Here is a 13595-nt window from a genome sequence, read left to right on the forward strand (position 1 = left end):
GTTCGGATGCCGACAGATGGTCTGGGTCGCCATGGGCGACCCAGACCATCTGTGTCACACCTTGACGGGTTCTCCGTCGCGTGGGTCGGTAACCGGTTGGGCGACAACGTCATCGGTGACAGTGCTGCCGCGGGGCAGGAACAACGCCACCACCGCGGCAAGGCCGAAGAAGCCCGCGCACACGATGAGACCCCCCTGGAATCCGATGCTCGCCGCCAGTCCGGCCAGAGCGAACGGCGCCAGCGCCGACACACCACGGCCGACGTTGAAGCAGAAGCCGGCACCGGTCGCGCGGGCCCTGGTCGGGAACAGTTCCCCGAGGTAGGAGCCGAACAGGCCGAAGAACGCGGTGAACGCGCCGAACAGCGGCCCCATCCACAGCAGGGCGGTTTCCTGGGTGGTGAGTGCGTAGATCGGCAGTGTCAGCGTGACGCCGAGCAAGGTGATGATGATCGTCCGGTGACGGCCGATGTGATCGGCGAGGTAGCCGAAACCGTTGTAGCCGAGGAACATTCCCAGATTCAGCATCGTGATGAACAGCGCGACCGAGGTCGTAGCCAGACCACGCTCAGTGGTGAGGTAGGTGGGCAGCCAGGTCATCGAGCCCCAGTAGCCGAACAGCGCGAGAGCCGCCATGAGGGTGCCCAGCAGTGTCCTGCGGCGCAGGGAGGAACCCAGGACATCGCGCACAGAGACGACATCGTTGGCGTTGTCGGCCTTTTGAGCTGCCCAGGTGGCGGATTCGGAGAAGAAGATCGCGACGATCGCGATCGGCAGCACGACCGCACAGCCCGACACCAGGAACATCAGTCGCCAATCCGGCAGGAACCAGCCCGAGATCGTGGCTGCCATCGCACCACCGGCGGGGAAGGCGCTGATCACGAATGCGGCTGCGCGACCACGGTGCTTTTCGGGCCACGTCTCGACCACGTAGGCCGAGACCACGCTCCAGACAGCGCCGAGCCCGATACCGGCAAGGAATCGCAGCAGCAGGAAAACCTCGTAGCTCGGGACCACGTAGATGGCGGCGGTGAAGATGCCGAAGATGCTCAGCGCGGCGAGCAGTGCCTTCTTGCGCCCGAAGTTGTCGGCCACATAGCCGCCGAGGACGCTGCTGACACCGATGCCGACCAGGGTGGCGGTCGCCAGCAGGCCGCCCTGGGTGATCGTGATGCCCAAGTCCTTACGAATGGACGGAAGCGCCATGGAAAGTAGGACGATTTCCAAAGCGTCGAACAGGTAGGCGAGGAAACACCCGCCGAGCACGATCCAACGTGTACGTCGCATCGTTGTACCTCCAGTGTGAGCTGCTGGGGGTCGTGCCCGGGCAGCAGTGATCTTCGAATTGCAGGGAACGGGTGTTCGCTGCACAGTTGACCGGCACCGAGTCATCGCCTGCCGGTGTGTAATCCGGCGAAAGGCACGGCGGTGCCGTTCGATCCGGACCTCGACGGGTCCGGTCGTGTGTGTGACGGGGCGCTAGCTGCCGTCGTGGGTGGCCAGCACCAGGTCGAACGTGATGCTCGTCCAGCCGTCCGGCGGATGCGTCCCGTCAGGAGCGGTGGTGTCGGCGTGGTGGACAGCCTCGACGACGAGGTTCTCCTTCACTCCGAACACCGCGTCGCAGTCGAGGTAGGGGTCGCCCGCGACGAAGATATGGGTGATCAGGGGCCGGAAATCCGGTGCGGTGACCATGTAGTGCAGATGCGCGGGGCGCATCGGGCCGCGGGCGGTCGCGGTCAGCAGGTCGCCGACCGGGCCGTCGTGGGGAATCGGATACGGCGCGGGCAGTACCGACCAGAATCGGTACTCGCCGTTCGCACCCGAGCGCAGCCAGCCGCGACCGGCCGAGCGGTCGTCGGTGTACTGGACGTCGTAGAAGCCGTCGGAGTCGGCTTCCCACACTTCGATGCGCGCCCCCTCGATCGGTTCGCCACCGACCGAGCGGACCTGGCCGGATACGTAGCAGGGCAGACCCTTTGCGCCCCGGGCGATATCGCCTCCGAGTGGAATCTCCGGTGCGGAATCGACGAAGAACGGACCGAACACCGTCGACTCGGTAGCGCCGGGCTCGGCGGGTTCGTTGATGGCGACCGTGAGCATGGACAGGCCGAGCACATCGGAGAGCAGAATGAATTCCTGACGCCGACTGTCGGTGATATGTCCTGCGCGAGTGAGGAATTCGATAGCCGACTCCCACTCGTGTTCGGTGAGCCGGACGTCGCGAGCGAAGGAGTGCAGGTGGCGCACGAGACTGTGCATCACTTCGCGCAGCCGAGGATCGGGGGTGGCGTCGAAGCTGGCCAGCACCTCCTCGGTGACGGCTTGTTCCTTGTCGACGGCGGTAGCCGGGTCGCCGCTCATGCCGTCGGCCCGGTGGGTTCGGATCCCGCCCACGCGCCGTGCAGGATCGCGCGGAGTCCGTCCGGAGTGACGGGTGTGGGGTTGTCGGCGGGAGCGATAGCCAGGATGTCGTCGATCACGTCGTCGATGCCGGACTCGTCCATGCCGAGCTCACGTAGCCCCGCCGGTACACCGACCTCACCACCAAGTTCACGCAGTCCGGCGACGATGTCGACTCGCCCGAGCGCACGGCCGATCCGGTCGGTGGCCTCGCTCGCGTTGGGAGCGTTGTAAGCCAGTACGTAGGGCAGCACGATGGCGTGGGTGTGGGCGTGGGGCAGGTCGAACGCCCCGCCGAGGACGTGGCAGATCTTGTGGTGCAGCCCGGATCCGGCGACGGCGAACGCCGATCCGGCCAAGTAGGCGCCGAGTAGTAGTTCACCGCGACTGGCCAGGCCGGTCGGGGTGGACGCGATGGTGGTCAGCCCGTTCACCAGGTGACGGATGCCGTCTTCGGCGACCGCGCTGGACACCGGGCTTCGCCGTGGCGCCCAGAAGGCCTCGACACAGTGCGCCACCGCGTTGAGTCCGCTGGCGACCGAAAGTTCCACCGGCAGAGAAAGAGTCAGCTCCGGGTCGTAGACGACGGTCTTGGGCAACACCCGCCGATCGGTCCCGGTGGTCTTGCGCCCACGCTCGGTCAGACCCCACACCGGGGTGACTTCGGAGCCGGCATAAGTCGTCGGCACAGCGAGCACCGGCAGACCGGTGGTCAGGGCGACGATCTTGGCCGTTCCCGTCGTCGAGCCGCCGCCCACCGACAGCACCACGTCGGCGTCGGCGTCGAGTGCGACCTTGCGGGCGAGCTCGGCGACCTCGGCGGGCACATGGGGACGAACCTCGGAGAAGGTCGCGACCACCCGATCGGCGAACGGTGCGCACAGCTGTGTCGCGGTGCCGTTCTCGGCATCGGTGGCGATGAGCAGAACGCGGCGCGCGCCTAGCAGGTCGAGCTCGGTGAGTAGTTGGGTGCGCGCGGCACCGGCGCCGAAGACGACCCGCCCCGGCAGGCCGTCATAGGTGAACTGGGTCATCAGATCGCTCCCGGGATGACCGTGGGTCCGTAGCCCAGCAGCAGCCACCGATCGCCGTCGCGCACCCAGACCGCGAGCGCGCTGTTGGCGAGTTGTTTGCGCACCCCACCGGCGGTGATGTCGGCGCGCATCTCACCGGAGACCAGTACGGTGTCGCCGACGATGACGATCTTGTGTACCGGGTGCTCGATCCGGTGGTAGACGTAGAAACCGGTGCGCAGTTTCTCCAGGTAGCTGTCGAGGGTGTCGACCACGGCGTTGGAGTGCGTGTAGAGCAACTCGGGGTGCGCGAACGCGGCGAAGCCGTCGACATCGCCTGCCACCACCGCGGCGTAGCGTGCGTCCTCGAGCGAGCGGATGGTCGATTCGATCTCGGCCGTAGCGAAAGTATCGGTCATGAGAGGGCTCCGGTCTGTGGTGCAGTGGACAGGGTTTCGCGCAACATCACGCCGTTGCGGCGGCGCAGGACGGTGAGGACTTCGGCCATGTCGGCCTGTCCCAGCCCGGTGGCCACGGCATCGTCGAGGACGGCGAACGCGGCTTCGGACCCGGGCAGGATCAGCCGGTGGCGGTGGGCCAGCGCGAGAGCCAGGCCGAGGTCTTTGCGGATCAGCGATACCGGCGCCGCGACCGGGGTCGACTCCGGCGCGAGGTAGGCCTGCTGCTTGTAACCGACATAGGGTGCGCCCGCCGCGCTGTTGCGCAGGATGTCGTAGAACGTGGTCGGGTCGAGGGCACCGGCTTCGGCGAGCAGAAGTCCCTCTGCGACAGCCTGACTCAACCCGGCCAGGACCGCGTTGACCGCGAGTTTGGCCGTGGACCCCGAGCCGACCGGCCCTGCATGGAACTGGGCGGTGGTCATCGCGGCCAGGACCGGCTGCGCCAGCTCGAACTGTTCCGGCGTGGCGCCGACCATCGTGGTGATGGCGGCGGTTTCGGCCATCGACACACTGCCCGACACCGGCGCATCGATCACCGCTAGGTGCGGCAGGTCGGCGAGTTCGCGCACGACCTCAGGGCCGACGGTACCCATCACGATGTGCAGGTGGCCGGGCGCGACAGTGCGCAGACCCTCGATCACCAGGCCGCGCGTGGATTCACCATCGGGCAGCATGCTGATCGTCAACGCGGCGGCGGCCAGCGCGTCGGGGAAGTCGGCGAGACCGACCCCCTCGGGCGCTTGCTCGACATGGGGGTCATAGGCGAGAACGGTGTGCCCTGCCGCGGCCAGGTGGGCGGCCATCGGCCTGCCCATTCGGCCCAGGCCCGCGAATCCGATCAGCACGGCCCCTCCCCCGCTACGCAGACGGTCGCCGCGAATCGGTGAGCGGTGGTGAGAGGCGGAGAAAAGCAGGTCGACCGAAGTCGCGCAATCGGGAAAGACACGAGTCTCCTTCGTCGTCGATGACGGGGAACGGGGCTGAAGCCACCGTGAATGTGTTCAGTATCATTAAACATATAGAGAGTGATGTCAACCACGGAACAACGGTCGCCACATCGAGGGAGACCCGCCGCCGATGTTCGAACCATCGAGAAGATGCACTTCGGGAGGCAAGTTTCCCGCGAAACGGCACGTCGAGACGGGGACTATCCGAATCCACCACGCGCCACAGGTAGTGTTCATCCATAGTGAACCCGTAGTGTTCACTGATAGTTGATTTCGTTTCGGCGAGTGAACAGAGGTGCGCTGATGCAGGACAGGATCGGGCCGGCATTGAAGCAGGCGCGTCTGGATCGAGGTTCGAGTCTGCGCGGGTTGGCGGCCGCGGCGGGCATCTCCGCCAGCCAGCTCTCCCAGATCGAGAACAACAAGTCCCAGCCGTCGGTGAGCACCCTCTACGCCCTCGTCAACCATCTCGAGGTCTCCCTCGATGATCTCCTGGGCCTGCGGTACGGCCGCGCCGAGTCCACCGCCGAACCGGCCGGACACTCGGGCACGAGCCGATCCACCGGAGTGGTTCAACGCGCCGCGGACAACCCGGTGCTCGAGATGGCCAACGGGGTCCGGTGGGAAAAGCTCGCGGTCGACCCGGACGCAGGCGTCGACGCCCTGCTGGTCACCTACGAGCCGGGTGCCGCGAGTTCGGTGGACCGAATGCCGATGCGCCACTCCGGAACCGAGTACGCCTACCTGTTCACCGGGGAGTTGACGCTGCTGCTCGATTTCGACAGGTACACCGTCGGCGCGGGCGACTCGCTGTGCTTCGATTCCACCCGGCCGCACATGTACGTCAACCAGTCGAGCGAACCCGCGCGCGGCGTGTGGTTCGTCGCGGGCCGCCACGAATCCGGCCCCACGCGGGCATGGGTCGCCGCACAGCTCGGTGAGACCGACACCGAATCGCCCCTGCGCGTGACGAATGCGGTCGACGCACTGGATCTCCTCGGTGCCAACATCGTGCGACCACCCGCGGTCAAACCCGGCCGCGAGAGCTAGTCGCGACCGGGTCCCGAGTGGATCAGAGGCGTTCGAATACTGCCGCCAGCCCCTGTCCGCCGCCGATGCACATCGTTTCGAGGCCGTAGCGGCCTTCGCGGCGGGCCAGTTCGTGCAGCAGGGTGGCCAGGATTCTGGCGCCGGTAGCGCCGACCGGGTGACCGAGGGAGATTCCCGAGCCGTTGGGGTTGACGCGCGGGTCGTCGGGTTCGATCTTCCAGGTCCGCAGGACGGCCAGTGTCTGTGCGGCGAAGGCCTCGTTGAGTTCGATCACGTCCAGGTCGTCGAGTGTGAGATCCAGTCGTGCGAGCGCTTTTTCGGTCGCGGGTACCGGTCCGATGCCCATGGTGGACGGCGGTACGCCCGCGACCGCCCACGACGCCAGTCGAGCCATGGGGCGCAGCCCAAGTGCTTGTGCACGCTGCGGTGTCGTCACGATACAGACGGCCGCGCCGTCGTTCTGACCGCTGGAATTTCCGGCGGTCACCGTGGATTCGGGATCGATGCCGAGACGGATCGGGCGCAGCTTGCCCAGCGTATCGAGGTCGGTATCGGCTCGTGGATGCTCATCGGTGCGCACCAGCAGTGGCTCCCGCTTACGTTGCGGCACAGCGACACTCACCAGCTCCGCCTCGAAGCGACCATCACGTTGCGCGGCGACGGCGCGCTGGTGCGACTGCACGGCGAGCGCGTCCTGGTCCGCGCGGCTGATGGCGAACTGCGCGCGCAGGTTCTCCGCAGTTTCGATCATGCCGCCGGCGACCGGAAAGTTCCTGCCGCCAGCGGTGATTCGCGCACGCGCGAGGCGGTCGTGCAACACCGGCCCGTCGCCACGGATGCCCCAGCGGATGTCGGTGGCGTAGAACTCGGTGCGGCTCATGGATTCCACGCCGCCCGCCAGGACGAGATCGCTGCCGCCCGATTGCACCTGCATGCAGGCTTGCAGCACTGCCTGCAGACCCGACCCGCAGCGCCGGTCCACCTGGATGCCGGGTACGCCGATCCCCAGGCCCGCGTCCAGCGCGGCGATGCGGCCGATCGCGGGCGCCTCGCCGTTGGGCGAGGACTGCCCGAGGATGACGTCGTCGACGGTCGCGGCGTCGAGTCCGGTGCGGGCGATCAGTTCGGTGATCACGGCCGCGGCGAGGTCTTGCGGGGCGATGTCTTTGAACACCCCGCCGAATCGTCCGACCGGGGTTCGCAGTGGTTCGCAGATAACAGCTTCGGGCATAGCTCTTCCTCGTAGGTGTCAGGTGGTGGATCGGATCCGGGTGAGGTCGCGCTCGATCGCGGCACCGGTCTCGAGCAGGGCGGGAACCAGGGAGTCGCGCACCTCGCCGAGCGTGTATCGGGCGGCCTGGGTGGAGATGTTCACCGCGGCGACGACCACACCGTGCTGGTCGCGCACGGGCGCCGCCATCGACCGCAGACCGTGTTCGAGTTCCTGGTCGACGACGCAGTAGCCATCTGCGCGGACTTGGGCCAGCTCGGCGCGCAGTTGTCGTTTCGTGGTGACCGTCATGTCGGTGAGGGGCGTCAAGTCGACCTTCGCCAGGTAGTTCTCCAGCGCGTCGGTGTCGAGGTCGGCGAGCAGGACCCGGCCCATCGAGGTGGCGTAGGCGGGGAAACGGGTCCCGATGTTGATCGACACGGTCATGATCCGGCTGACGGGGACACGGGCCACGTAGACGATGTCGGTGCCGTCCAAAATCGACACCGAGGTCGACTCACGAACCTTCTCGGCCAGCGCCTCGAGGTGCGGGCCCGCCAGATCGGGCAGGCTCAGGCTGGACAAGAAGCTGTACCCGAGCTCGAGCACGCGCGGCGTGAGCCAGAACTGGTTTCCGTCCGAGCGCACATAGCCGAGCTCGACCAGGGTGAGCAGGAAACGCCGGGCGGTGGCCCGGGTCAGATCGGTGGCCTGGGCGACCTCGCTGAGGGTGCGCCGTGGATGCTCCACATCGAAGGCCCGAATGACGGCGAGGCCGCGCGCGAGGGACTGCACGTAATCCGGCGACGGTTCTGTCATGGCTGCCGTAACTCCTTCTCCCACTGGGCCCGATGGCGTCCACCCCGCGGCGAACGTCGGTGCACCGAGCCGGGCCCGAGGCTACGTCGCGACGGCCCGGCACGAGGCTCGGCATGCACGAAGAACGCTTGTTCATGATGCGAACACAAGTCCGTATTGCGAACACGCTACGTCCACAACTCCAGCCTACGCAAGTGTTCGCCATACGAACGTGAGTGCGCATTGCGAACATCTCGGCTAGCATCGCTGGTGTGATGGACAAAGTCATTGCGACGGCCGCCGAGGCCGTCGCCGATATTCAGGACGGCGCGTCGTTCGCGGTCGGCGGATTCGGCCTAGTCGGCGTGCCGCAGGTACTCATCGACGCCGTATTCGCCCACGGCGCCACCGATCTCGAGGTCGTCAGTAACAACTGCGGCACGGCGGGCGTCGGATTGGGCGTGCTGCTCGAAGCACGCCGGATTCGACGCACCACCAGCTCCTACGTCGGGTCGAACGCGGAGTTCGCACGTCAGTTCCTCGCCGGCGAGCTCGAAGTGGAACTGACGCCGCAGGGCACCCTGGCCGAGCGGATGCGGGCGGGCGGTGCGGGCATTCCGGCGTTCTATACCCCTGCGGGTGTCGGTACACAGGTCGCCGACGGCGGCCTGCCGCTGCGCTACGACGGCGACGGCGGGATCGCGCTGGCCAGTCCCCCGAAGGAGACGCGGGTGTTCGGCGGGGTGCACTATGTGCTCGAACACGCGATCGTCACCGATTTCGCGCTGGTCCACGCCTGGAAGGGCGACCGTCACGGCAACCTCGTCTACCGGCGCAGCGCGCGCAACTTCAATCCGCCTGCCGCCACGGCGGGCCGGATCACCATCGCCCAGGTCGAGCAACTGGTGGAACCGGGCGAACTGGACCCGGACGAAGTACACACCCCCGGCATCCATGTGCAGCGTGTGGTGCACGTGGGCGCAGTCGAGGTCGGAATCGAGAACAGGACGGTGCGCGCATGACGTGGACACGCCAGGAGTTGGCGGCCCGGGTGGCCGCCGAGCTCAGTGACGGCCAGTACGTCAACCTCGGTATCGGGATGCCGACGTTGGTGCCGAACTACCTGCCCGAGGATGTCACGGTCGTACTGCATTCGGAGAACGGCGTCCTGGGCGTCGGGCCCTACCCGACCGAGGACGAAGTCGATCCCGAGCTGATCAACGCGGGCAAGGAGACGATCACCGTCCTGCCCGGTGCCTCCTACTTCGACTCGTCGCAGTCCTTCGGGATGATCCGCGGCGGCTGCGTCGACGTCGCCGTGCTGGGCGCGATGCAGGTCAGCGCCCACGGTGACCTGGCGAACTGGATGATTCCGGGCAAGATGGTCAAGGGCATGGGTGGCGCGATGGACCTGGTCCACGGCGCGAAACGAGTGATCGTGATGATGGAACACCGTTCCCGCGGCGGCGAACCCAAGATCGTCGAGCGGTGCACCCTGCCGCTGACCGGGTTGGGTTGCGTGCACCGGATCATCACCGAGATGGCCGTGCTCGACATCGGCCCCGACGGGCTGGCACTCGTCGAAATGGCGCCGGGCGTCAGCGAATCCGACGTTCGAGCCGCCACCGGAGCAGATCTCACGGTCGCGCTCGCCACCGCCCCCGCCCGATGAGATTCGGTGTGAAGCCCACACGGAAGGGGGGTGCGGGCTTCACACCGACTTGATCCGTTCGCGAAGCGTGACTGTCCTCAGGTCCGTTCGCCATGGAGGGCGAGGGTGTCGTCGATGCAGCGTGCGATGAACACGTCGTCGATCGCCTGTTCTCCGACCAAGAGCCTGAAATACAGTGGTGCGGAAAGGGTTTCGAGCACAGCGCGCGGATTCACCGATGCCGGGAGTTCACCGCGCGCCACCGCGTTCGTGATCACCTGGGAGCTGCGCTCGAAGCGATCGTTCCAGAATTTGCGGCGCGCGGCGTCGACCTCCGGATCGGACGACAGCGCCACGGTGGTGCCCACCAGCCGCGCCATCCCCGGACGCGAGATCAGGTCGGAAACCTGTCCGGCCAGCACCGCCAGATCCGATCGCAAGTTGCCGGTGTCCGGCGCGGGATTCCCGACGGCGGCGAGCTCGGTGACCGCCTCGGCGATCAACGCCGTCCGGGTGCCCCAGCGGCGATAGATCGTCGTCTCGGCGACACCGGCGCGGGCCGCGACGTCACCGATGGTCAACCCCTCGATGCCGTGCTCGGTCACCTGCTCCAGGGTCGCGGTCAGAACAGCGTCGCGCACCCGCGCCGAGCGTCCCCCGGTCCGCTTACGCGGAGCCGGGGGTGTCACCGACTGTTCGTCGGCATCGAGTCCACTCTGATCCATGGTCCAGTTCTACTCGACGGCCGTGCCGTATGCCCAATGCCGATCGATGGGCCCGGTGCGTCCGGCCCCATCCGGGTCAGCGCAGGTATGCCTCGATCCAGTTGCCGAATTCGGTCGCGAGATGCCACTGGTGCTCGCTGATGTACAAACCCGGCACCGCCGCGGGAAACGCGACTTTCAGCTGACTGCGGAACCCACCGCCGGGTTCGTCACGGAACTGATGGCAGACCCCGCCGATGAGTTCACCGTCGGCGAGCCTGGCCGCGCCGGCGACCGCGAACGGGTAGGCCGGATCCGCGGCGACCACCACCTTCGCCGGGTCGGTGTACTCGACGAGGAACCGGCTGGCGAGCATGGCCCCACCGGTCACCTCGACGACCTCCTGCCGCCCGTCGGGCATGGTGGCGATGATGTAGTGGTCCGGGCAGGCGTCGGTCCAGAACGCCTGATCGTTGCTCACCCGCGCCCGGTCGAACGTGTCGATGAAGCCCTGGGCGGTGCCACGATCACTGGCGATCTCGACAGTCGACACGGCCCAGCGTCCACCCGAGGCCGCGAGCGTGGCACGGGTGGCGGCCTCGGAGGCGACGAGTTCACCGGCGAGCAGCTCTCGCAATCCGTTGGAGCCGATCAGCACGCGAGCCTGTGCCAGCACCGCTCGGGCCGCGGGTATGTCGTCGACGTCGATCGCGAAGCGGGCGAGCAGTGAGTCGAGTTCACCGGTCAGCAGGCCGACGTAGTCCTTGCGCAGCCGCGCCGCGGCGACCGAGAGCCGCCGTCGTTCCCACTCGACGACCCTGCCCTGCTCGACCAAGCGGCCGTCGATGTATGTCCGCAATCCGGCTGCCGACGGACCAGGGTCGGCGAAAGTGGTTCCCGCACCGGCATAGGCGACCGCCGCGGTGGCGGCCGTCACCCCGGCGGTACGGACGATGAAACTTCTTCTGGTCAGCATTGACCAATTCCCTTCGATTTAAAGCTAGCTCAACTTGCGATAACACAGCTTCCGTTACCGCCGTCACGTTGTCAACGGTTTGCGCATAATTAACGCCATACGAACTTGCGTTTCCAGGCGCAGGAAGGCAGTGTTAACGCAAGTTTCAATAGCTTTAATGAGAGTAGTCGACATGGACGATCCCATCGAAATCCGAACATTCCTCGGCGCAGAGAACGTCACACGCCAGCAGGTGCGCGCCTGGGAAGCGCGGCGCGCCGAAGCGGTGCTCAAGAGGTTCGCCGCGCGCCTGGGACACCGCGGAGTAGCCGAACTCCTGCCCGATTTCACGATCGGCAGGGCGCTCGACGCGCCCCTCGACGTCCAGCGCGAGGCCCTCACCGCCATGAAGACCGAGCTGGGTCACGCGGGGATCTACGCCATGCTCAAGCGCGATCTGGCGATCTCGGACCGGATGGCACGAATCGGGGTCGCCACCAGCCGGGGCCGAGCCAAGTACTCGGTCACCCGACTCGAAGTCCCCCACTACTCCGCAGAGCGATTCGCCGACTGGTTCAACGACCTGACCATCACCGACGCCGAGGTCGACATGGTGGCCGCCACCCCGGACCACTACCTGTTGCGCGGTTTGCCCGACGGCCGTCAGGAAGTCGTCGAAACGACCGGCGGCTCGCCCACGGCCTCGCGGTTCCTCGTCGACTACACCAGAACCGAAGCGCTGACCATCCCCGTCGATCCCGACTACCCCATCCAGGTGGCGGGCCAGGCCCTGCTCGACGACGGCCTGGTCATCGGCGGCGTCCGCCACCAGTTCCGCGACCGCGACGGCACTCTCGAAGCCCTACTGACGGTGCAGTTCCCGGGCAATCTGCCCGACCGGCTCATCCACCAGCACCAGTGGCACCTGGCCGACGAGTTCAGCAACTGGATGATCGCCGCGGCCCCGGTCGCGGCGACCGCCTGACACCGAGGAACGCACAGGCCGATGCCCCGGCCCACCGATAGCGGTGGGCACGAACGGCGCCTCCGGAATTCCGGGGGCGCCGCTCGTGCACTTCGCACCGCGTCAGCGGATCAGGCTTCGCGCACCGCCGTGACGATCGCGACGACCGCCGCGGACAACGCCCCGATCACCACCGCGCCGAGGACGACGACGGCGGCGGCGATCGTGAACTGATCCCAGCCCACCATGAGCGCGGCCACGCCGAGGACCACGAGGATCGCGTCGACGCCGACGGCGGCCAGGACAGCGTCGTCGCGGTCCAGCAGCCGGGGAGTCAGCGCAACGGTGGCCAGGCCGAGCAGGACGGACACCAGGCCGACCACGACGAAGACGGGGACGGCCATTCCGGTGCCGACATCGGTCCCCAGGATCAGCGCGGTGAACGGGACGAGGCCGTACAGGACGCGGATCGCGCCCACACCGCGCAGCGTCCACGAGGACACATCGACGGGGGCGCCCCCGGTGGAGGTCTTGGTCGCGTACGCCATGCGCACAGTTGCCACCTGGCTGGTCATATCCCGCTCCTTCGACATTTTCACACCTTCGTGCAATTGCACGTACCTGTGAAACTACGTCCGTTGCACACCGATGTGCAAGAACTCGTGAAGGGACTCACACCCACCCGGGTTCGTGCCGGAAAGCACACCTTGGATCCGTTCGGGGACAACATGTCTCGACGAGCGATCGCCCCACGAGCGCACCTGCGATCAGTGCTGCGCGGCCTCAGCGGCGGACCGGGCGATCTCCGCGGCACCGGAACGGTCGACGCCGACCGCGATCAGGCAAGCCACGGCAGCATCGCGCGCGGCTTCGGCACCGACCCATTCACCATCGCTGTGCGCGTTCAGCAGTTCGAGCACCAGCGCCGTGAGTACCCTGGCCAACGCCGCGGGTGGAAGGTGAACAGCGAAGGTTCCGTCAGCTTGACCAGCCGCTATCAACGTGATCAGCCGGGCGCGGACGGGCGCGAGCCGGTCGGCCATCCGGGCCCTCGACCCGGCTTCGTCCAAGCGCAGCAGCAACTGGAACTCGTCGCCGACCGCCCACAACGCGACCGTCATATCCGCGGTCGCCCGGGCGGGCGGTTGCGCGGTATCGATACCGTCGAGTGCCCGACCGACCTGTTCGAAGGCCTCGTCGAGCATGCCGTCGATCAGCGCTTCCCTGGTGGGAAAATGACCGTAGAGGGTGCGACGAACCATCCCCGCGGCAACAGCGATGTCTTCCATACTCGCCAGGGGATTTCGCAACAATTCGTCCCCGGCCACAGCGACGATGCGTCGCCGGTTGGCCAGTGCGCGCGGCCCGAGGCCGACGGTGGTCGAGTGCGTCGTCGCAGTCACGTCCGTCCTTTCACCCACCACCATCCCACACCTGCG

The 13595-nt window shown here is 67.1% G+C and carries 15 protein-coding genes; 4 read left to right on the forward strand and 11 right to left on the reverse strand.

The window, feature by feature from the left end; translation table 11 throughout:
• Positions 1-54: 54 nt before the first annotated feature.
• The 5 genes from ACWFRF_RS03075 to ACWFRF_RS03095 all read right to left on the reverse strand — a co-directional run bounded on the left by ACWFRF_RS03075 (position 55) and on the right by ACWFRF_RS03095 (position 4722).
• Complete coding sequence (locus tag ACWFRF_RS03075) at positions 55-1287, reverse strand: MFS transporter (RefSeq protein ID WP_452448702.1); 1233 nt, start codon at positions 1285-1287, stop codon at positions 55-57.
• 192 nt (positions 1288-1479) lie between these two features.
• Entirely contained in the window at positions 1480-2397 is a 918-nt protein-coding gene (locus ACWFRF_RS03080; protein WP_452448703.1) for an intradiol ring-cleavage dioxygenase, read from the reverse strand.
• The gene (locus ACWFRF_RS03085) at positions 2361-3437 is read right to left on the reverse strand and encodes a maleylacetate reductase (RefSeq protein WP_452448704.1); all 1077 of its coding nucleotides are present in this window, start codon (positions 3435-3437) and stop codon (positions 2361-2363) included. Before ACWFRF_RS03085 ends, ACWFRF_RS03080 begins: the two co-directional genes overlap by 37 nt.
• On the reverse strand, positions 3437-3835 hold the full coding sequence (locus ACWFRF_RS03090) for a nuclear transport factor 2 family protein (RefSeq protein ID WP_452448705.1): 399 nt from the start codon (positions 3833-3835) through the stop codon (positions 3437-3439). Before ACWFRF_RS03090 ends, ACWFRF_RS03085 begins: the two co-directional genes overlap by 1 nt.
• Positions 3832-4722, reverse strand: coding sequence for an NAD(P)-dependent oxidoreductase (locus tag ACWFRF_RS03095; RefSeq protein WP_452448706.1), 891 nt, complete (start codon positions 4720-4722; stop codon positions 3832-3834). Before ACWFRF_RS03095 ends, ACWFRF_RS03090 begins: the two co-directional genes overlap by 4 nt.
• 405 nt (positions 4723-5127) lie before the next feature.
• Here ACWFRF_RS03095 and ACWFRF_RS03100 point away from each other — a divergent pair, with 405 nt between their 5' ends.
• Positions 5128-5874, forward strand: a complete 747-nt coding sequence (locus ACWFRF_RS03100) for a helix-turn-helix domain-containing protein (protein ID WP_379311995.1) — start codon at positions 5128-5130, stop codon at positions 5872-5874.
• Positions 5875-5896: 22 nt separating this feature from the next.
• Here ACWFRF_RS03100 and ACWFRF_RS03105 read toward each other — a convergent pair whose 3' ends face one another.
• Together ACWFRF_RS03105 and ACWFRF_RS03110 are read right to left on the reverse strand one after the other, a co-directional pair.
• Positions 5897-7105 (reverse strand): acetyl-CoA C-acetyltransferase, encoded by a 1209-nt coding sequence (locus tag ACWFRF_RS03105; RefSeq protein ID WP_452448707.1) that lies wholly within the window; start codon positions 7103-7105, stop codon positions 5897-5899.
• Positions 7106-7123: 18 nt separating this feature from the next.
• Positions 7124-7903: an IclR family transcriptional regulator gene (locus ACWFRF_RS03110; protein WP_379311993.1), complete on the reverse strand. Its 780-nt coding sequence runs from the start codon at positions 7901-7903 to the stop codon at positions 7124-7126.
• 254 nt (positions 7904-8157) lie between these two features.
• On the opposite strand from ACWFRF_RS03110, the gene ACWFRF_RS03115 reads away from it, so the two are divergent.
• Complete coding sequence (locus ACWFRF_RS03115) at positions 8158-8904, forward strand: CoA transferase subunit A (RefSeq protein WP_452448836.1); 747 nt, start codon at positions 8158-8160, stop codon at positions 8902-8904.
• A complete protein-coding gene (locus ACWFRF_RS03120; RefSeq protein WP_452448709.1) occupies positions 8901-9554 on the forward strand; it encodes a CoA transferase subunit B in 654 nt (217 codons plus the stop codon). The genes ACWFRF_RS03115 and ACWFRF_RS03120 overlap by 4 nt, the downstream gene beginning before the upstream one ends.
• A gap of 77 nt (positions 9555-9631) precedes the next feature.
• Here ACWFRF_RS03120 and ACWFRF_RS03125 read toward each other — a convergent pair whose 3' ends face one another.
• On the reverse strand, positions 9632-10258 hold the full coding sequence (locus ACWFRF_RS03125; RefSeq protein ID WP_378992807.1) for a TetR/AcrR family transcriptional regulator: 627 nt from the start codon (positions 10256-10258) through the stop codon (positions 9632-9634).
• A 76-nt stretch (positions 10259-10334) separates the two neighbouring features.
• On the reverse strand, positions 10335-11213 hold the full coding sequence (locus tag ACWFRF_RS03130) for a hypothetical protein (protein ID WP_452448710.1): 879 nt from the start codon (positions 11211-11213) through the stop codon (positions 10335-10337).
• A 172-nt stretch (positions 11214-11385) separates the two neighbouring features.
• Between ACWFRF_RS03130 and ACWFRF_RS03135 the strand changes: the two genes are divergently transcribed.
• A complete protein-coding gene (locus ACWFRF_RS03135; RefSeq protein ID WP_452448711.1) occupies positions 11386-12177 on the forward strand; it encodes a hypothetical protein in 792 nt (263 codons plus the stop codon).
• Between the two features lie 110 nt (positions 12178-12287).
• On the opposite strand, the gene ACWFRF_RS03140 is transcribed toward ACWFRF_RS03135, so the two are convergent.
• Positions 12288-12731 carry a hypothetical protein gene (locus ACWFRF_RS03140; RefSeq protein WP_452448712.1) on the reverse strand — a complete coding sequence of 148 codons (444 nt, stop codon included), beginning with the start codon at positions 12729-12731 and terminating at the stop codon, positions 12288-12290.
• Positions 12732-12923: 192 nt separating this feature from the next.
• Positions 12924-13559 carry a TetR/AcrR family transcriptional regulator gene (locus ACWFRF_RS03145; protein WP_452448713.1) on the reverse strand — a complete coding sequence of 212 codons (636 nt, stop codon included), beginning with the start codon at positions 13557-13559 and terminating at the stop codon, positions 12924-12926.
• Positions 13560-13595 lie beyond the last annotated feature (36 nt).

The organism is Nocardia sp. NPDC055165 (assembly GCF_053606985.1).